The organism is Vibrio sp. OPT18, from assembly GCF_015163615.1.
In the GTDB taxonomy this organism is placed as follows: Bacteria; Pseudomonadota; Gammaproteobacteria; order Enterobacterales; family Vibrionaceae; genus Vibrio; species Vibrio coralliirubri.
Genome location: NZ_JADDYK010000092.1, coordinates 94,187 through 114,004, shown reverse-complemented (window position 1 = coordinate 114,004; position 19,818 = coordinate 94,187). Strand labels below are relative to the sequence as shown.

Here is a 19,818-nt window from a genome sequence, read left to right as displayed (position 1 = left end):
GGCGATGGGCCTGATTTTCTCTGGTGCATTCTCATTTTCAGGGATGTTTGCGTTCTTAACGGCAGGTTCATTCGTTTACATCGATATCTATGGCGTTCGCCCTGATCTGTTTGGCTACCTGTTCGGCTTGAATATTGTTGCTATGATCTTGATGACGAGCATCAACGGTCGAATCGTTAAGAAAGTGGGCTCTCACGCTATGCTCAGAGCCGGCTTAACCATTCAACTGTTTGCGGGCTTAGGTTTGTTGGTCGGTTGGATGTTAGATATCGGTTTGTGGGGTATTGTGCCATTCGTGATGCTGTTTATCGGCACACTGTCTACCATTGGTAGTAACTCAATGGCGCTGCTATTAAGCGGATACCCGAATATGGCCGGCACAGCTTCTTCGCTTGCGGGCACGTTAAGATTTGGTACTGGTTCTGTGGTGGGGGCAATTGTTGCCATGCTACCAAGTGACACTGCAGGGCCAATGGCTATGATGATGGCAGCATGTGCAATACTGTCAGCATTACTATATTGGACATTAGGAAAGAAGGCATAATGTCAAAATACTATATTGAAATTCAGAAGTTAGTGAACGATGCGCTGGGCGAGCTATATGCTCTGCATAAGTCTGGCAAAGCGATCGACGCGCCTATCGCGAACAACCTTTATCTTGTTCGTTGGGTAACAAAAGCGATTAAATCTCAAGCTTATGATCGCGTAATTGTGCCTGACTTAGTTCGCTGGCAGAAACAGGGTCGCTCAAAAGGCAATAACTCTGATTTAACTTTTACCTTTAAACGTATTTCTGCGTTTTACGGACGTTTTTTCCCTGAAGGCGAAGAGCCTAAAGCGCTAAAAGACAGTGATGTTGAAGCGTTCATGGACAAAATGTACGAGATGGGTTGGAGCGTATCGAGTGAAGACGAGCTAACGACTGGCGGCAAGATTCAATTCTTCACCGATGGCGAGCACTCTTTTGCTTTATGCGGTAAACAGTGTGACGACTCTTTCGACGGGGAGTTGATGGTTAAGCCGATGAACTGGTTTGTTCGTGGTAACCACGCAGAGTTCATTCAAGCGGCGATGGAAGCAGGTTTCATGCTTCACAAAGTAACGGACTATAAGTCTGCAGTGAAGTATCACGGTGAATACATCGTTTACCCTGCTAACCAAGGCAACCAATTGGCTGAAATCCCAATTAGCGTTATCGGCTAATAGCGGATTCGGGATGCGAGATGAGAGATACGAAGAGCGGAATTATCCGCTCTTTTTTTTGCCTCTCATGGCGCGTGTCGCTAATTTGCTTTTAATCTTTTCGCATCTCGTTACTCGAATCCCGTATCTGCTTTTAATCCTGCTCTTTAGCTTGCTTCTCAATCGCCTTTACCATGCCTTTAAAGATAAATAGGTGAGCAGGCATCATCGCAAACCAATACAGTAACCCTAGAAAGCCTTTAGGGTGCCACCACGCTGAAATGTTCAGCTCGCGAGAGTCTCCGAGGTCAGAGACGGTAATCTCGAGTCGCCCTAAACCGGGCCCTTTCATTCCAAATAGTAGAGATAAAAACTGGTTTTCTTCACAACGAATAACCTTCCAAGAGTCGATCTTGTCACCGACTTTTAGGGTCGGTCCTTCAGGCATTTGTCGAACCGGTACACCGCCACCGAAAAGAACGTCCAACCATTCGCGTGTGCGCCATAAAGCGTTAGCGAAGAAGTAACCTTGCTTCGGGCTTCCGATTTGCTGAGCTACGTGCCAGAGCGATTCCAGTGAAGCGCTTGAAGTGATACTGGCGCCTGTTTTCTTCGGGTAATAACCGTATCCCGCTTGCCAGCGTTTGAATGCGGTTTTGTCAAAGCCCCACACGTTGCTTTTGACAAAATTTCCTTCAGCGTGAATGGCTTGTTCAACCATGCTCTCGAACGAGACAAGCTTCTGAGGGTACTTTTCTCTAATGGTGGTCGAACTGGCGATGAAGTCGTGCTTTAAGCCTGCAAGCAGCGCTCTGCCTATGTTGGACGGTACAGAAGTCACCACGCCTAACCAATATGAAGCAATCTTTGGTGTCAGTAGCGATGTCGCCCATAGCCTGAGTGGACGATCGGCAGTTTTGGCAATATGAGCGAACTGGTTTCGGTAAGAGACAATATCCGGCCCGCCAACCTCAAAGGTTTGGCTTTCGTTTGGCGTGTCTTGTGCGAGTTTTAGTAAATAATGGTTCAGGTTCTGCAAGGCAATCGGGTTCGCTTTAGAGTCGACCCACTTTGGCGCAATCATGATCGGCAAGTTGTATACGAAATCTCGCATGATCTCGAATGCCGCAGATCCTGGGCCAATGATCACGCCAGCTTGAAGCTCGGTAACTGGAACGGGTCCTTTACGAAGCAGTTCGCCGGTTTTCTTTCTCGCTTGAAGATGCTCCGAATCACCTGTCTGAGGCTGTAAAGAGCTCAGGTAGATGACGTGTTGATTCTTTGGGCCAAGAGCCGAAACAAAGTTACGGGCTAAGTTCAGCTCATAATCGATAAAGTCGTGGCCTTCTGCCATGCCATGGACGAGAAAGAAGATAAGATCAAAGTCGGGGACTAAGGCTTGTGTCGCAGCTTGATCAGCCAGATCAAGATACTCAAGCGATAAGTTTTCGTGAGGCTCGGTCCGTGCCTTTAAATAGTCGATATGCCTTGCTGCTGCCGTGACTTGATAGCCTTGCTCAAGCAGGAGAGGGAGGAGTTGCGAACCAACATATCCAGAAGCGCCTAAAACCAGTACTTTCTTCATTGTTACTCCATTTATATCTGTGGTTAAAAACCGAACATTGATATAATAGCGCGATATTTATCTTTATTCATCAATACGTTCCGTTTAGGTATCTCTCTATGTTGCTCTCTTCAATTATTCATCACACACGAGGTGATTTTGTTCGCAGGCTTATTGCGATTGCACTGCCCATCACCTTGCAGAGCATTATGTTTTCAAGCCGAGGCTTGGTGGATGTATTGATGTTGGGCCAACTTGGCGAAGCAGACATCGCAGCTGTGGGTGTGGCGAGCCGAGCGATGTTCGTGACGACCATTATGCTGGTGGGTGTTACCACGGGCGGTGCTCTTCTTACTGCTCAATATTGGGGCGCGGGTAACAGAAAAGGAGTGAGAGAAAGTACTGCGCTGACGTGGCTGGTTTCGACACTGTTTGCATTACTGACCATTGCGTTTTTCGTTTCATTTCCTGCACAAATCATGGGCGTGACGACTGACTCTCAAGAGGTCATCAACTTAGGCGTTGAATACATCGTAATTACCTCATTTAGCATGCTAGCGGTATCGTGTGTCAGCAGTATGGCTGTAGGTTTGAGAGCGATGCACAAACCCGGGCTAAGCACCTTCTTCAGCGGTATCGGCATCCTGTCTAATGTGTTCTTAAACTGGGTACTGATCTTCGGTAACTTAGGCTTTCCTGCGCTTGGAATCAAAGGTGCGGCGATTGCGACGGTACTGAGTGGCGCGATTGAAGTCGCGACTTTGTTTGGTTATCTCTATTTCTCTAAGCATTTGTTAGCTTTTAAGTTCTGCGATATTAAAGCGGCAGCTTCGATCGATAAGGTGATTCGCTTCTTGAAGCTGTCTCTGCCGACCACGTTTAACTTCTTAGCATGGGCGGGGGGGTTGTTTGCTTACCACGCGATCATGGGACAATCGGGCGTTCAAGGTCTGGCTGCGCTGTCAGTAATGACGCCGGTTGAGTCTATCTCATTGAGTTTATTGATTGGTCTATCGAATGCGGCAGCGGTTCTAGTGGGTAACCAGCTTGGCGCGAAAAATAATGAAGCGGTTTACTATCAAGCACTTGGCTTAACAATTCTGTGTTTCTTAACCAGTATCGTTGTAGCCGTTTTTCTCTACTTCGTTCAAACGCCAATACTTAATGCCTTCAGCGCATTGACGGAAGAAACCAGAGCCCTCTCAGAGAAATTCATTCTGATCCTCAGTGTGGGTATTGTCATTCGCTCGGTGCCATTGACTGTGATCGTTGGGGTGTTGAGAGCGGGTGGTGATGTGAAGTTTTGCCTCTATCAAGATTTGATTGCTCAGTGGGTGATCGGTATCCCATTGGCAGCCATTGCGGCTATTTATTTAAAGTTTCCACCGGAATGGGTATATCTGCTTTTTCTAACGGAAGAAGTCCTCAAGTGGGGCGGGTCGCTATATCGCATGAAAACAAGAAAATGGATTAAAAACTTGATAGGAAGTTGAAGTAGGGCGCACCAATCGCATCACTTTATCGTTGGCGTGTGATCTATCTTTCAAAATACTTCCTCCTAACAGGGAATTAGTGTAGATTCTCCTTCCAAATTCTAACTAATGCGAGCTGTTTAATGTTAAAGCTGTCAGACCTATGTAAAGGCTATGTCGATGGGGGGGAGTTTCACCCTGTTTTGCAAGGTGCTGAATTAACATTAAACCAAGGTGACCAGCTGGCATTAATGGGAGAAAGCGGTTCAGGTAAAAGTACGTTACTGAATCTTATCGCGGGTTTAGACCTAGTTGATTCAGGTGAAATTACTTTCCCTCACTTCAATATGCACGACTCAACCGAGCGTGACCGCACCGCTTATCGCAGAAACAACATTGGCCATATTTTTCAGCAATTCAACTTACTGCCAACGTTAAACATTGCCGATAACATCCGTTTTTGCCGCCAGTTAAAAGGCTTACCTGAAGACAAAGGTCTCTGGAGACAGATTCTCTCTGCTTTAGATCTTATGCCTTTACTTGGCCGTTACCCTGAAGAAGCGTCTGGTGGCCAACAACAACGTGCGGCCATTGCGCGTGCGCTGTATATGGAACCAAAAATATTACTGGCCGATGAGCCGACCGGTAGTTTAGATGAGCGTAATGCAGAAGCGGTAATGCGTTTGCTGACCTCTTTGGCTCGTCAATTAGAATGTACGTTGCTGTTGGTAACACACAGTGAAAAAGTAGCTCTGCACATGGATGGTAGGATCCGTCTACAAGGAGGGCAACTGCATGTTATGGCCCGTAGTTAAGGCACTACTCGGTCACTATCGACGTTACCCACTGCAGATTATTTTGGTATGGCTTGGTTTAACCCTCGGCGTATCACTTTTGGTTGGTGTTACTGCTATCAACCAACACGCCAAGCAAAGCTATGCGCATGGTGAAAAACTCTTTTCGAATCCTCTTCCTTACCGTATTCGACCAAAACACAACGCCAATAAAATCCCGCAAGGCTTTTATATCCAGCTTCGCCGTGAAGGCTTTCAACAGTGTTCTCCTCTTGATCACCATCGTATCACTGATGAAAATGGCGCAAACTTCATGGTTGTCGGCATAGACCCTGTCTCTATGCTTCAGCTACAACCTGGTATTGCGTTAAAAGATCTCACCGCTTTGAACCTCATGAAGCCACCATATCCAATCCTTGTCAGTGATGATCTTGCTGAACACATGGAATGGCACAACGGTGATTACATCCCTTTGATGGATGGTTCTGAGCTTGGCCCTGTGGTTGTTGATCAAAATAATATGATTAATGGTACAAGGTTGATTGCGGATATCTCCTTGCTCCGAATGCTTAAACGCAGTGCGGGGCTTTCAGTGATTGCTTGTTCAGACATGCCCACCGAGAAGTTTGAACGTCTTAAAAACATGTTACCCAATGGTTTGACGATCTCTCGTAGCTCTAAGGCAGAACTTGAGTCGCTAACCAGTGCGTTCCATTTAAATCTAAAAGCGATGGGTATGCTGTCGTTTGTGGTCGGCTTATTCATTTTCTATCAGGCGATGTCGTTGTCGTTTATTCAGCGCCAACCGTTAGTCGGAATCTTAAGACAAACAGGTGTATCGGGCTGGCAATTGGCTAAAGCGCTGTGCTTAGAATTGCTGATATTGGTCGTACTGAGCTGGATCTGCGGTAATGTATTTGGGGTCATGTTAGCCAACCAATTATTACCAGCGGTATCTTCAAGCTTAGGCGACTTATACGACGCCAACGTTGGCTTAACGATCGACTGGAATTGGCGATGGAGCGGCTACAGCTTATTGATGGCATTACTTGGTGCGTTCTTAGCGTGTGCTTGGCCATTGGTGCGCTTGCTTAGATCGCAACCGATTCGTTTGACCTCTCGCTTATCTTTGATGCGCTTTGCGGGTACTGAGTTTACTTGGCAAGCCTTGATTGGCTGTGGCTTCTTAGTTGCCGCTGTCGCCGTGTATCAAGCCCCTCAGACTCAAGAAACGGGTTTTGCGATTATTGCGCTAATGCTGATCAGTGTGGCGCTATTTACCCCGTTTTTGATGTGGAAGTTATTTAATAGCCTCTCTTATTCGTTGCGCTGGGTTCGTGCTCGCTGGTTCTTTGCTGATGCAGCTTCCAGTATGAGCTACCGTGGCGTGGCGACGATGGCCTTTATGTTGGCCTTAACAGCCAATATTGGTGTAGAAACCATGGTTGGTAGCTTTAGAGATACCACCGATAAATGGCTAACGCAGCGCTTGGCAGCCGATCTTTATATCTACCCAACCAACAATGCCGCTGCTCGTATGAGTAATTGGTTATCCGATCAACCTGAAGTGGATTCGGTTTGGTGGCGTTGGGAGAAAGATGTTGCGTCTCCAGTTGGTAGCATTCAGGTGGTCAGTACAGGTCCTTCTGAAGGCGAGCTAGAAGCGCTGACGATCAAATTAGGTATTCCTAATTACTGGTATCACTTACATCACTCTAAAGGTGTGTTGATCAGTGAATCGATGTCTCTCAAGCTGGGGATTCGTCCTGGCGACTACATCGACCTCTATGACAGTCTCGGTTCTGGTTGGCAGGTTGTCGGTGTTTATTATGATTATGGCAACCCTTACCATCAAGTCATGATGTCGCATCGAAACTGGCTGTATGGGTTTGCAGGGCGGGGTAATGTCGGCCTTGGGGTAATACTCAAAGACGATGTGAATTCACTAGGGCTTCGCGGCCGATTAGAAAGTGTATTCAGGCTTGGCTCTGAGCGTGTGTTCGATAACAACAATATTCACAGTCAAGCTATGCGGGTGTTCGATAGGACGTTCGCGATTGCAGATACACTAGGTAACATCACCTTGGTTATCGCCGTCTTCGGTATCTTCTTCGCGACGGTTGCGGGTGAAGTATCTCGCCAAAGGCATATTTCCTTGCAGCGCTGTTTGGGTGTCTCGGCGAAAGAGCTGATCCTGACAGGTAGTTTGCAGCTGTTTGTGTTTGGGCTTATTTCCTCCTTAATTGCGATTCCGCTTGGATTAGCGCTAGCGAGTTTAATCGTTGATATCGTGATCAAGCAGTCTTTTGGGTGGTCACTCGAATTACAAGTGATTCCTTGGGACTATCTGCAGACATTTGCATGGGCCATGGCAGCATTGATGCTAGCTGGTGCTTTACCAGTGATGAGAATGATTCGGAACACTCCGATGAAGTCACTGAGGGATGCGCTTTAGTATGTTTTTACGGAATACCTCAACTAAGTTAAGACAACGAATCTTGTCTTCTCTGCTATTAATCAGTTTCTTCGGCATCTTTTTAAGTGTTTGGGGTTATTACTCCTATTTCATCGATCCTGGTGAAAAGGGCATGAATGAAGTTAACTCAATATTGGTTAATGAACACTTCAATGTGTTCGAGCCTGTTTTGCCAGACCGTAATGTTTCTCTACCACAAGATTTTAAGTTCCACCCAGAGTTTCAGCACGAGTGGTGGCATTACTTCGCGTCTTTGAAAGGTGATGATGGTAAAGACTATTCGGTCCAGTGGAGCTTTTTCCGTATCGCAACGGACGAACGTGAAACTCCGGGGTGGCAAAGCCCTCAAGTCTATATCTCAAATGTAGTGGTCTCTTCTAAGTCTAAAGTATGGAAAGAACAGCGCATGGCTCGTGGCGGTATTGGCCAAGCGGGAATGACTAATCGTCCATTCAGACTTTGGATTGATAACTGGAACTGGCGTGCACTCGGCAACACCCCATTCCCCGGGCGCCTTCAAGTGCAAACTGATACGTTTGGACTTGAGCTCGACACGATTGCAAAAGGGCCCTATGTGCTCAACGGCGATAACGGCTATCAGAAAAAGCACGACTTATTACCTGTCGCGTCTTATAACTTCAGCGCTCCATTTTTATCGTTGAGTGGTGTGTTGAACCTAGACGGCGTTACCAAGGAAGTGGAAGGAACAGCGTGGGTACATAAAGAGTGGGGTAGTGGCTTACTTGGAGTGGGTCAACAAGGTTGGGATTGGTTTGTATTTAATCTCGATGACGGCACAGCGTTGAGCATTAACCGTTACCGTCATAACCAACAGTTGCCTTACGTATTCGGTACATTAGCAACGCGTTCAGGCAAAGTTTACCATTTAACAGAATCCGATATTTCCATTCAACCATTGCAAAATACAACGTTGATGAATGGAAGACGGATGCCTTTGCAGTGGATCATTAACGTCCCTAAGCATGATATCAACCTCACAACGCGTATTATACGCAGGGATATGTGGCTTCCTTTTGTCATACCATATTGGGAAGGGCCGATTAAGGCGAGCGGGAGTCATGAAGCGACAGGCTTTATGCAGTTAACTGGCTACTAAAAAACACCTAAGGCTATCATTTGATAGCCTTTTTTTATGCCTGCGACTTTTAGCCACCCCAATGAATTGTGCATACAGGTTCGATGATCTCATCTATACTTAATTTATGGTGCATAACAACATTATGGAATATACGACGTATTGTTTAGTATTTGTAGGAAAAACCGAAGTTAAACATCCGAAGAAGTGATTATCTATCAATTAAACTTGGATATAAACTCGTGGTTATTCTTTGTTATTCGTTTATTTAAATAATAAATATAAGGGCGAAATCATGACCGACGTCATCCGTGACTTCTTTAAAATGGAATCTGCTGGCGGCATCATACTAGTCATCGCTGCGGCGATCGCAATGTTTGTAGCAAACTCACCACTGAACGAAATGTACCAAGGTGTACTACATAGTTACGTTCTTGGTATGTCTGTGTCTCACTGGATTAACGATGGCTTAATGGCTGTCTTCTTCCTTCTAATCGGCTTAGAAGTTAAGCGCGAACTTTTAGAAGGCGCATTAAAGTCTAAAGAGACAGCAATCTTCCCAGCTATCGCAGCTGTGGGTGGTATGCTAGCTCCTGCACTTATTTACGTGCTATTTAACTCAAGTAACCCTGAAGCGCTTCAAGGTTGGGCTATCCCAGCTGCGACTGATATCGCATTCGCATTGGGTATCATGGCTCTTCTTGGTAACCGTGTACCGGTAAGCTTGAAGGTATTCCTGCTAGCACTGGCAATTATCGATGACCTAGGTGTTGTTGTTATCATTGCACTGTTCTACTCAGGCGACCTATCAACGCTTGCACTTACAGTTGGCTTCATCGCGACTGGTGTGTTGTTCATGCTAAACAACAAGCATGTGACTAAGCTGAGCGTTTATCTCATTGTTGGTGCAATTCTGTGGTTCGCAGTATTGAAGTCTGGTGTTCACGCAACATTAGCAGGTGTAGTAATCGGTTTTGCTATCCCACTGAAAGGTAATAAAGGGGAGCGTTCTCCGCTGAAACACTTAGAGCATGCTCTGCACCCATACGTCGCTTTTGCAATTTTGCCAATCTTCGCATTTGCAAACGCAGGTATCTCACTAGAAGGCATCTCAATTTCAAACCTTACAGGTATGCTACCGCTTGGTATTGCTATGGGTCTATTGGTTGGTAAGCCACTGGGTATATTCCTATTCAGCTGGGGTGCTGTGAAAACCGGCGTAGCTAAGCTTCCTGAAGGTGTGAACTTCATGAACATCTTCGCGGTATCTGTGTTGTGTGGTATTGGCTTTACGATGTCTATTTTTATCTCGTCACTGGCATTTGGTCCAACGAACGCAGATTTTGATACGCTTGCTCGATTAGGTATCCTGATGGGCTCAACGACTGCAGCTATCTTAGGTTACTTCCTGCTAAGTATTTCTCTACCGAAAACTAAGCATCAAGAAGTAAAACTATAATCGGTAGTCGGCTCGCTTAATAGGGAGCCTACTCACTGAGTAACAAGTCAACTTCTGAGTAGCAAGAAGAGTCACAGAGTCTCCCTCGACTCATGTGACGACAAAGAACAAAAAAGCCGTGATGGGCAACCCTATCACGGCTTTATTGATCTTATAACTAAGCTGCTGTTGTTCGACACTCGCTCTATGTCACATCTAGATCCACAGTGACAATGTCACGCTATTTTTCAAGCGTGGTAAATATGGTCCATTCCTCGACGATTTGTTCACTTAACCCTACCACAGTCGCTGTTACCTTACGGTTCAATGCATGTGAAGTAGGGTCGTCGCCATCGCTTTCTAGGCGCTCTTCACCATAGCCGATAATTCGCACTCGCTCTGGTTCGATACCATTCGATAGTAACTCGTCTTGAACATTGTTTGCTCGTTTCTTTGATAGGTCTAAGTTGTACTCGTTAGAACCCACTTTACTCGCATAGCCTTGTATTTCAATCGAGGCACTTTTGTAGGTTTCAAGAAACTCTGCCATCGTGCTGATCTGGTCTGAGAAGATCGGGTTCACTTCAAATGAATCATGAGCAAAGAGTATTTTTAGCTGTCTGACTTCTTCCGCACGAATCGTTTCTCCACAACCATCATTGTCGACTTGTGATGTCTCAGGCGTACCTGGACAGATATCACGAGCGTTCACCACACCATCTCTATCATCGTCTTGCAGGTCTGCAATCTGTTCTGCTTCAGGTGTCTCGATATAAGCCTCTTCCTGCTGGTTTGAACAGGCAAATAAAGTCATCGTTAACACGGGAAGTAATAAGTAAGGTATTTTCATCATTAATACTCCACGGGCGTAGTCCACTCTTCTGGAATGTCGACCAGTAGAGCGTTCAATAAAGAACCTGTAGCGTTCATCACACGGTACTTAGCGTACTGCTCTGAATAGTGGGCATCTAGGTAATCTTTACGGGCTTCAAATAGTTCGTTCTCAGTGTTGAGTAAGTCAAGCAGAGTACGTTTGCCTATTCGGTATTGTTTTTCATATGCGATAACAGTTTCCGAAGCTGAGTCAACATGGTCGGATAGAAAGTTCTTTTGTTGTAACGTTAGATCCAATGCACTCCATGAGAGGCGAAGACCTTCTTCCACTTGTCGATAAGCGCGATCTCTCAGATCTTTTGCTTTGTTCAATTGGTATGCCGCAGCTTCTGAATTAGCACTGTCTGTTCCGCCGTTGTACAAGTTATATCGCATGCGTAGCATCGCGAGGGTCTCTTGACTTGAGCCTTCATCGCCACCTGCATCATCACGCCACGACTGAGAAGCCTCGATGGAGAAGGTAGGGTAGTTCACGCCCTTTGATTGTTTGTATTGGAAGTGGGCTGAATCGACATCTGCGTTTGCGACTTTGATTACAGGGTGCTGGTCTAATGCATCAACAATGGCGTCCGTTAACGACAAAGGAATTTGAGAAATATCGGCTCTTGGGTAAATCAAGCCTAAAGGTTCTTGACCAACCACTCGTCTAAATTGGGTGTGTGTATCGATCAAATTATTCTGTGCGGCCAATAAGTTACCGTGAGCTTTTGCTATCCTAGCTTCAACTTGCGACACATCCGCAGTTGAACCTATTCCGGAGTTAGCCCGTTTCTTAATGTCTTTATAGATTTTTTTGTGTATTGAAAGGTTACTTTCAGACAGTGCCAGCACTTCAGTGGCCTTCACTGCATCTAGATAGATTTGGGTCACCTCCAAGGCTTTGTCTTCGGCGTCTGCGATCAATTGCAAGCGAACCGACTCAGCTTCTGCGGCGGTACGATCAATGTCGTACAGAGTCGCGGAACCATCCCACAGCAATTGAGTGAGGGAGATCGTAGCTTCCTTTCGTGTTAGATCCGTATCGGGACCGTTGTTTGGTGCAGGGTTTATACCTTCATAACCAATACCGGCGTCAAGGTCGATACTTGGCTTGTATGCTCCTCCTGAGGCATCGTTACGTTTTCGCACGCTCACATATTCGTTGAAGATGCTTTTTATCTCTGGATTCGTTGCCAAGGTAATAGCAACAGACTGTTCCAGAGTCTGAGCGGCGAGTGGTGTTGCAGCAACTAAGCAGCATAAGATGGATAATTTAAACAATTTCAAAGTAGCTCTCCTTCTACTTTCAATGTCTCATCCGTTTCCCAACCTACGTTTATCGCTGAATTGAGAGAAGGGTATTAAACGAAGCTTAGGACATTTGCAAAAAAATGCGAAGTTTGTAGGTTTTTTTTTGAATGTAAGTCGCTATTGCTGTTGACTAATTTAAAAAGCACCAGATTTACCAACTTTTAGTGAGTTGATTATCAATAGTGCCACTACTAGATTTATTGTAGGAAATAGCCACAGCGCAGGGTGGGATTGGTTCCGCGTTTGGCGTGTTCTGGGCAGAAGTGGGAATATGGATATGGGAAACATCAACCTAAATATACTAGGCCTTGTTAGCGGGAGCGTAGTGCTCGACGCTCAAGGTCAAGTTAGACGTTTGTCTCCGGGCGAACAACCAGCCGCTAGCGACGTAATTATCAGTTTTGATACTAGTGAAGAGAGTGTGCCAAGTGTTTCTGCACGTTTTGTAGATAACCAGGGCCAACAAAATGTGCTAGACACTGATGATGCGATCGCTCAAGTTCAGCGTGCTATTGAAGAAGGATTTGATCCAACAGAACTAGGAGATGAGTTTGATACTGCTGCTGGTGAAGAAGGCTCGAGTTTGACCAACAGCGGTAGGATTGAACGTACTGGAGCTGAAACTCAAGCCGCCACGAATTTTGAAACTGAAGGGTTTGAGTCTCAAGGATTGTCAGAAACTCAAAGTATTGCTCTTTTTGATATCATCGCTTTTGCGCTTATTTCAGGTGACACTAACGTTATTGAGTTTGAGCAGGATGAACCAATTGAGACAGGCGGCGCCTTAATCAGCGATGATCCGGACGTTACCTTTATTGGCAAAGAGGTCGCTGGAGATAATGATCTCGGTACCTTTGTTGTAAACGAAGATGGTACTTGGACTTTCGTGGCCAACAGTCCTTATGATGAGCTTGCCGATGGCGAGCAAATTCAAGACACGACGACAGTACAAACCTCCGATGGAAGCGAACAAGTCATCACTGTAACGATAATCGGTACTGATGATGCGGCTGTAGCCACTGATGACTCAGGCAGCGTGACCGAGGACATCGATGTAGATGACATCACCAATCAATTGGTGACGTCTGGTCAGATTGTGATTACAGATGTAGACAGCGACACTCCCACCTTTTCAGCTGATGGTGAGTTTAACCTCGTAGGTTCAACAAACGACTCACAGCTAGGCATATTGAGCATCGACCCCGACGGTGCGTGGACTTACGTAGTTAACAACGATGATGTTCAGTACTTGGATGACGATGAGTTCGTAACCGAGGTTTATACCGTGACAGCAAGTGACGGTACCACGAGCGAAGTGACCATTACTATTAACGGTGCAGATGATCCATCTGATATAACCGTTGGCGAAGGTGATTCAGACACAGGTGAAGTGACTGAGGATGTGGATGTTGACCTAGAGAGCAACAACTTAATAACTTCTGGGACACTAACCATCACCGATGTCGACGATAACGATGTCGCTGCTTTTCAACCAAACGGTGTGTTTAATCCTGAAGGCTCAACCAATGATACCGCGTTAGGTATGTTGACCATAACCGATGATGGCGAATGGACGTACGTCGTAGATAACGATGATGTGCAATACCTTGACGACGATGAGTTCGTTACCGAGGTTTACACGGTTACTGCAATAGATGGAACCACGAGCGAAGTGACCATTACTATTAACGGTGCCGATGATCCGTCCGAAATTACCGTAGGAGAAGGTGACTCTGATATGGGGGAGGTGACGGAAGATGTCGACGTTGATCCTGAGAGTAACGACTTGATGGCGACGGGAACATTGACGATCACTGATGTTGATGCCAATGATGTTGCGGCTTTTGAACCCAACGGAATGTTTAATCCGGAAGGTTCGACCAATGAGACCGCATTGGGTATGTTGACCATAACTGATGATGGAGCATGGACGTATGTCGTAGACAACGATGATGTGCAATATCTTGATGACGATGAGTTCGTTACCGAGGTTTACACGGTTACTGCGATAGACGGAACCACAAGTGAAGTGACCATCACCATCAACGGTGCCGATGATCCATCTGAGATAACCGTTGGTGAAGGTGATTCTGACATGGGTGAGGTGACGGAAGACGTCGATGTTGATCCTGAGAGTAATGACTTGATGGCGACGGGAACACTGACAATAACCGATGTAGATGCTAACGATGTCGCTGCTTTTCAACCCAATGGTACGTTTAATCCAGAAGGCTCAACCAATGAGACCGCATTGGGTATGTTGACCATAACCGATGATGGCGAATGGACGTACGTTGTAGATAACGATGATGTGCAATATCTTGATGACGATGAGTTCGTTACAGAGGTTTACACGGTTACTGCGATTGACGGAACCACAAGCGAAGTGACCATAACCATCAATGGTGCCGATGATCCATCTGAGATAACCGTTGGTGAAGGTGATTCTGACCTGGGTGAGGTGACGGAAGATGTTAATGTCGATCCTGATACCAACGAACTTTCAGCGTCAGGTACTTTAACGATTACTGATGTCGACACGAGTGACATGCCCGCCTTTAAACCTAATGGTGTGTTTACCCCGATTGGGTCTACTTATGCACTTGCTTTGGGTATGTTAACGATTACTCCAGAGGGCGCATGGAGTTATGTCGTTGATAACGATGCGGTTCAATACTTGAATGATGATGACACGGTTATTGAAAGATATGTGGTAACCGCGATCGATGGTGTAGAGCATGTTATCGAGATAACAATCAATGGTGTCAATGACGCACCTGAAGCGACCAGCTTTACGGTCGTTAATGATGAGGACGCGATTATACCTATTCTCTTCGATTCTGAAGATGGCGGCATGCCTGATTACATCTCAGATATAGAAGATGACCATGACGACATTCCACTTAATATTCGAATCGAAAGTTTGCCAACCAACGGCAGCCTCTTGTATACCGACGAAAATGGCGTCACGAGAGAAATTGTACAGTCTGATGTTGATAACGGTGAGTTGTTTGTTCCGAACAATATCAGCTTCGTTGCCGGCCCTGGAGAAATGTTTGAAATGGGCTTTAGTGGCGATCCTGAGGATATGCCAGAGCTTGTTGATGGTTTCTATAATTGGGGTGTGGAAGTTTCACCAACAGAGAGACTTATTACGCTAGATAACGGTAATACGATTACATTAACGATCGAAGATAACAATAATAAACCGTTGAAACAGTATCAAGGTGAGCAACCTCATGTCGGCTTTGGTATCGGTGATACAGACGGTAGAGGCATGAACAAACAGGAGACCTTGGTCCTCGACTTTACTAATAATCCATTAGAGGTTGTTGACTTTGGTTTAGATGGGTTGGGTGGTTCATTTAACACTGATAGCAATGTTTATGTTGAAGTGCTCTATACCTTTGCTGATGGCACTACTCAGACGGAGCAATATCAAAAAGATCCAGGAGATACAGGGAATAGCCAAATTCTGTATGATTTTAGTTATTCTTCACCAGACAATCCGATTGTTGGGATGGAGCTGTCATCGACAGGGGGCAGTTGGGAGTTACGCTATGTCCAAGGTAACGAGGCAGTAACCGAAGATCCGCAGTTTGATTATGTCGCAGTCGATTCTAATGGTGCAGAAAGCACGGTAGAGACGGTCACTATAGATATCGAAGATCCGCAGCAATATAACGTTATTAGTGCTGCGAGTAATGAACCTTTGTATGCCGAGTCAGGCAACGATCTGCTTATTGGAGATAGCGGAGACAACATCTTCACTTGGCTAGACTCTGCGCTCGACAACGGTACTGATATTATTAAAGATTTCGAGCTTTATACAGGTGGTTCTGGGGATCTGATTGACCTCAATGATTTGGTCGAAGACCCTCAAGATGAGACTCAAATGGCCGAGCTACTTGATGCGATTGAGGTCTCTGTCGACGGAGAAGATATCGCGTTGTCCATTCCAATCAATGGAGGGGATGATGTCCAAACTATCGTTGTTGAGGGGATTGCGACTGAACTGGGTGGTTCGGTTGACCTAGGTAATGACCTAGCCGTGCTGGGAGAGCTGATAAAAAATGATGCAGCTTAATTAGATAATGTGAAAGGCTCTAACGCTTAACGTAAGAAAAGCCCTCGATTTCGGGGGCTTTTTTGTGTCGAGTACCCGCTAAAGAAAAGGTATCGGAACAATACACAAAAAAAAGCCCAAACCAACGTGGTTTGGGCGGATACAAGTATAGGAGTTAATAAGGAAAATGCAGTAATTAAGAAAGCAGTGAGAAGAACAAGTTTGACGGCCTGTTAAACTTCTAAATACGCTGGTTTCTACTTAATTTATGACTCTCCATTTCCATTTCAGTTCCAAGAAAATTCATTATTTTTTTCTTTTTTTGTAAACACACAGCGATTCAATCGGTTAGTGCTGAGTTTTATTAACTGGTACGACCAATTTGTGAAAATGTGATGTTGCTTGCTTGTTAAATAAATGTACTAAGCGTATATTTCAAACAGTTGTTTAATACGAGTGATTGAAATGGCACCAAGAAGTACAACCAAAGACAAAATCTTAGATGTGGCTGAAGGCTTATTTGCTGAGCACGGTTTTAATGACACCTCTTTACGCACGATTACGAGTAAAGCGAATGTCAACTTAGCTTCAGTGAACTATCACTTTGGCGATAAGAAGACTCTGGTTCGTGCGGTACTCAATCGTTACTTAGAAGCATTTATGCCAGCACTGCAAGATGCATTAGTGAACTTAAACTTGAACGAAACGTATTCTATGAGTGACGTGTTTGAGTCGTTGAGACAGCCACTAAGAGCACTTAATGATGTTAGGCCAAATGGTACAAGCCGGTTCATGTTACTTATCGGCAGAGGCTATACAGACGTGCAAGGACACTTGCGTTGGTTCATTACTACCCGTTATAGCGAAGTACTTTCTTTGTTTACAACGTCAGTAATGAAGGCGAATCCGAATCTCACTCAAGAACAGTTATTTTGGCGATTACACTTCACCCTAGGGACTTGTGTATTCACCATGGCATCAAGTCAGGCTCTGGTAGAAATTGCAGAGAATGACTATGACAGAAAGATAGATGCTAAGGCAGTGGTCGATATTCTTATTCCATATTTAGCCGCTGGCATGTCAGCAGAAGAATAAAACAATAAAAAGCGAAACATTCACAACCAATATAGTGAACAAAAGGATCTGAACTATGAGCTCTCTAAGACAAAAATGGGTAAGTGACCCAGCTTTTAAACTCTTTAAAAAAGTACTACCACCACTATCTAGCACCGAGAAAGAAGCGATGGAAGCGGGTAGCGTGTGGTGGGACGGAGAGCTGTTTTCTGGCAAACCAGATTTCACTAAGCTGCACCAATACCCTAAACCTCAGCTGACAGCAGAAGAGCAATCGTTCATGGATAATGAGCTTGAAACTTTGTTGGCTATGCTTGATGACCACCAAATTGTAAAAGAAGATCGAGACCTTCCTGAAGAAGTGTGGAACTTCTTACGTAAAGAGCGTTTCTTTTCTCTTATTATTGCGAAAGAGTACGGCGGTCGTGAATTCTCAGCACACGCCAACTCAACTATCGTAACTAAGATTGCGACTCGCAGTATCAGTACTGCGGTTTCGGTAATGGTTCCAAACTCTCTTGGTCCTGGTGAGCTGCTTTCTCACTACGGAACGCAAGATCAAAAAGACTACTGGCTGCCTCGTCTTGCTGACGGTACAGATATCCCATGTTTCGCACTAACAGGCCCTGAAGCAGGTTCTGATGCGGGTGGTATCCCTGATGTCGGTACAGTTTGTATGGGCATGCACGAAGGTAAAGAGACACTAGGCATCAAGCTTAACTGGAACAAACGCTATATTACGCTAGCACCAGTAGCGACGGTACTTGGTCTGGCTTTCAAACTGCACGATCCAGAAAAGCTACTGGGTGATAAAGAAGACATCGGTATCACTTGTGCGCTTATCCCAGCAGATCACGAAGGTGTTGTAATTGGTGAACGTCATGACCCACTTGGTCTTGCATTCATGAATGGTCCAACACGCGGTCACGATGTGTTTATCCCTATGGAATGGCTAATCGGTGGCGCAGATTACGCAGGTAAAGGCTGGCGTATGCTGGTGGAATGTCTGTCTGCAGGTCGTGGTATTTCACTACCAGCACTGGGTACAGCAATGGGCCACCTAACTGCGAGAACAACTGGCGCATACGCGTATGTTCGTAAGCAGTTTGGTATGTCGATTGGTAAGTTTGAAGGTGTTGCAGAGAGTTTAGGCCGTATTGGTGGCTTAACGTATCTACTAGAAGCGACTCGTACACTGACAACTACTTCACTTGATATGAAAGAGAAGCCGGGTATCGTCACGGCTATCGCGAAATATCATATGACAGAGATGGCGCGTACTATTCTGAATGATTCAATGGATATCCACTCAGGTCGTGCAATTCAAGATGGTCCAATGAACTACTTGGCTGCGCCTTACCTAGGTATTCCAGTTGCTATCACAGTAGAAGGTGCGAACATCCTGACTCGTAACCTGATGATCTTTGGTCAAGGTGCGACACGTTGTCACCCATACGTGTTAAGCGAAATGGAAGCGGCAGCAAATCCAGATGAGAAGCAAGGTGCTAAAGACTTTGATAGCTTGCTGTTCAAGCATATCTCTCACGCAACTAAGAACACGTTCGGCGCGTTTGGCGCAGCACTGACTGGCTCTAAGTTCATTAAAGCCGACATGAGCGGTCCAACTAAGCCTTACTACCAAGATTTGACTCGTTTGAGCCGTGCGCTTGCAGTCAGTGCGGATTTCGCAATGCTGACGCTAGGTGGCGAACTGAAACGTAAAGAGCTTATCTCTGCACGTTTGGGTGATGGTCTAAGTTACCTATACATGGCTTCTGCTGCACTTAAGAAGTATGAAGACGAAGGTCGCCAACAAGCTGACCTAGACTATGTACACTACGCGGTTCAACACTGTTTCCACAATGCGGCTAAATCACTACAAGAAGCGTACAGAAACTTCCCGAACAAGATGGTTGGGAAAGTGCTGAAAGGACTAGTTTTCCCTGTTGGTAACCACTTCGAAAAACCGAGTGATAACCTAACAGTTCAACTAGCAGAAAGCTTGATGACTCCGGGAGCACACCGTGAACGTCTGACGCACCTTTGTTACATTGGCAAAGAGGAAGATGATAGTGTTGGCCTTATGGAGAATGCTTTCAATGCGATGTACAGCATCAAGCCTCTGGAGCGTAAGATCTTCAAAGCAGTGAAAGAGGGCAAAGTGGCTCGTAAAGGCTTGCTTGCGGATAAACTGGCTCAAGCACTTGCAGCTGATGTTCTGACACAAGAAGAAGTCGACCAAATTGTTGCTGCTGATAAACTACGCTATACAGCGATTCAAGTTGACCACTTCAGTCATGACTTTAGTGAAACTTTGACGCGAAAAGAGTTAAAACCTAAGCTAAATAGCGTTGCTTAGATAAAGAAATGATAAAAGGCACCTAATAAGGTGCCTTTTTTTGTTTTTGTCGTAGAAGTCGCAATAGATGCGTTAACAAATGGTGACTTAGTCAGCAAATATCCGCTGAGTGC

13 protein-coding genes are annotated in these 19,818 nt (G+C 45.5%); 10 read left to right on the top strand and 3 right to left on the bottom strand.

Annotated elements, in window-relative coordinates; translation table 11 throughout:
* The coding region (locus IQQ51_RS27625; RefSeq protein WP_416222625.1) for an MFS transporter at window positions 1-544 on the top strand (544 nt) is incomplete at its 5' end.
* A complete protein-coding gene (locus IQQ51_RS23475; protein WP_010441495.1) occupies window positions 544-1,203 on the top strand; it encodes a DUF2913 family protein in 660 nt (219 codons plus the stop codon). The genes IQQ51_RS27625 and IQQ51_RS23475, both read left to right, overlap by 1 nt.
* A gap of 133 nt (window positions 1,204-1,336) precedes the next feature.
* Here IQQ51_RS23475 and IQQ51_RS23470 read toward each other — a convergent pair whose 3' ends face one another.
* Complete coding sequence (locus IQQ51_RS23470) at window positions 1,337-2,767, bottom strand: DUF2867 domain-containing protein (protein WP_052878161.1); 1,431 nt, start codon at window positions 2,765-2,767, stop codon at window positions 1,337-1,339.
* Window positions 2,768-2,865: 98 nt separating this feature from the next.
* Between IQQ51_RS23470 and IQQ51_RS23465 the strand changes: the two genes are divergently transcribed.
* The 5 genes from IQQ51_RS23465 (at window position 2,866) to nhaA (ending at window position 10,043) form a co-directional block, all read left to right on the top strand.
* Window positions 2,866-4,239 (top strand): MATE family efflux transporter, encoded by a 1,374-nt coding sequence (locus IQQ51_RS23465; protein ID WP_052878162.1) that lies wholly within the window; start codon window positions 2,866-2,868, stop codon window positions 4,237-4,239.
* Window positions 4,240-4,361: 122 nt separating this feature from the next.
* Window positions 4,362-5,033, top strand: a complete 672-nt coding sequence (locus IQQ51_RS23460; RefSeq protein WP_052878163.1) for an ABC transporter ATP-binding protein — start codon at window positions 4,362-4,364, stop codon at window positions 5,031-5,033.
* Window positions 5,014-7,467: an ABC transporter permease gene (locus IQQ51_RS23455; protein ID WP_048609226.1), complete on the top strand. Its 2,454-nt coding sequence runs from the start codon at window positions 5,014-5,016 to the stop codon at window positions 7,465-7,467. Before IQQ51_RS23460 ends, IQQ51_RS23455 begins: the two co-directional genes overlap by 20 nt.
* On the top strand, window positions 7,457-8,605 hold the full coding sequence (locus IQQ51_RS23450; protein WP_052878164.1) for a lipocalin-like domain-containing protein: 1,149 nt from the start codon (window positions 7,457-7,459) through the stop codon (window positions 8,603-8,605). The genes IQQ51_RS23455 and IQQ51_RS23450 overlap by 11 nt, the downstream gene beginning before the upstream one ends.
* 274 nt (window positions 8,606-8,879) lie before the next feature.
* Window positions 8,880-10,043, top strand: coding sequence for a Na+/H+ antiporter NhaA (nhaA, locus tag IQQ51_RS23445; RefSeq protein WP_048609224.1), 1,164 nt, complete (start codon window positions 8,880-8,882; stop codon window positions 10,041-10,043).
* A 220-nt stretch (window positions 10,044-10,263) separates the two neighbouring features.
* Here nhaA and IQQ51_RS23440 read toward each other — a convergent pair whose 3' ends face one another.
* Window positions 10,264-10,875 (bottom strand): OmpA family protein, encoded by a 612-nt coding sequence (locus IQQ51_RS23440; RefSeq protein ID WP_052878165.1) that lies wholly within the window; start codon window positions 10,873-10,875, stop codon window positions 10,264-10,266.
* The gene (locus tag IQQ51_RS23435) at window positions 10,875-12,182 is read right to left on the bottom strand and encodes a TolC family outer membrane protein (RefSeq protein WP_048609222.1); all 1,308 of its coding nucleotides are present in this window, start codon (window positions 12,180-12,182) and stop codon (window positions 10,875-10,877) included. The genes IQQ51_RS23440 and IQQ51_RS23435 overlap by 1 nt, the downstream gene beginning before the upstream one ends.
* A gap of 301 nt (window positions 12,183-12,483) precedes the next feature.
* Here IQQ51_RS23435 and IQQ51_RS23430 point away from each other — a divergent pair, with 301 nt between their 5' ends.
* The 3 genes from IQQ51_RS23430 to IQQ51_RS23420 all read left to right on the top strand — a co-directional run bounded on the left by IQQ51_RS23430 (window position 12,484) and on the right by IQQ51_RS23420 (window position 19,705).
* Window positions 12,484-16,293 (top strand): VCBS domain-containing protein, encoded by a 3,810-nt coding sequence (locus IQQ51_RS23430; RefSeq protein ID WP_193842269.1) that lies wholly within the window; start codon window positions 12,484-12,486, stop codon window positions 16,291-16,293.
* Between the two features lie 444 nt (window positions 16,294-16,737).
* Window positions 16,738-17,367 carry a TetR/AcrR family transcriptional regulator gene (locus tag IQQ51_RS23425; RefSeq protein WP_017065403.1) on the top strand — a complete coding sequence of 210 codons (630 nt, stop codon included), beginning with the start codon at window positions 16,738-16,740 and terminating at the stop codon, window positions 17,365-17,367.
* 55 nt (window positions 17,368-17,422) lie between these two features.
* On the top strand, window positions 17,423-19,705 hold the full coding sequence (locus tag IQQ51_RS23420) for an acyl-CoA dehydrogenase (RefSeq protein ID WP_193842244.1): 2,283 nt from the start codon (window positions 17,423-17,425) through the stop codon (window positions 19,703-19,705).
* Window positions 19,706-19,818 lie beyond the last annotated feature (113 nt).

Coding starts and splice junctions, on each gene's coding strand:
- IQQ51_RS23440 (WP_052878165.1), bottom strand. CDS start 10,875: ATGATGAAAATACCTTACTTATTACTTCCCGTGTTAACGATGACTTTA.
- IQQ51_RS23475 (WP_010441495.1), top strand. CDS start 544: ATGTCAAAATACTATATTGAAATTCAGAAGTTAGTGAACGATGCGCTG.
- IQQ51_RS23455 (WP_048609226.1), top strand. CDS start 5,014: ATGTTATGGCCCGTAGTTAAGGCACTACTCGGTCACTATCGACGTTAC.
- IQQ51_RS23420 (WP_193842244.1), top strand. CDS start 17,423: ATGAGCTCTCTAAGACAAAAATGGGTAAGTGACCCAGCTTTTAAACTC.
- IQQ51_RS23450 (WP_052878164.1), top strand. CDS start 7,457: ATGCGCTTTAGTATGTTTTTACGGAATACCTCAACTAAGTTAAGACAA.
- nhaA (WP_048609224.1), top strand. CDS start 8,880: ATGACCGACGTCATCCGTGACTTCTTTAAAATGGAATCTGCTGGCGGC.
- IQQ51_RS23460 (WP_052878163.1), top strand. CDS start 4,362: ATGTTAAAGCTGTCAGACCTATGTAAAGGCTATGTCGATGGGGGGGAG.
- IQQ51_RS23425 (WP_017065403.1), top strand. CDS start 16,738: ATGGCACCAAGAAGTACAACCAAAGACAAAATCTTAGATGTGGCTGAA.
- IQQ51_RS23465 (WP_052878162.1), top strand. CDS start 2,866: ATGTTGCTCTCTTCAATTATTCATCACACACGAGGTGATTTTGTTCGC.
- IQQ51_RS23470 (WP_052878161.1), bottom strand. CDS start 2,767: ATGAAGAAAGTACTGGTTTTAGGCGCTTCTGGATATGTTGGTTCGCAA.
- IQQ51_RS23430 (WP_193842269.1), top strand. CDS start 12,484: ATGGGAAACATCAACCTAAATATACTAGGCCTTGTTAGCGGGAGCGTA.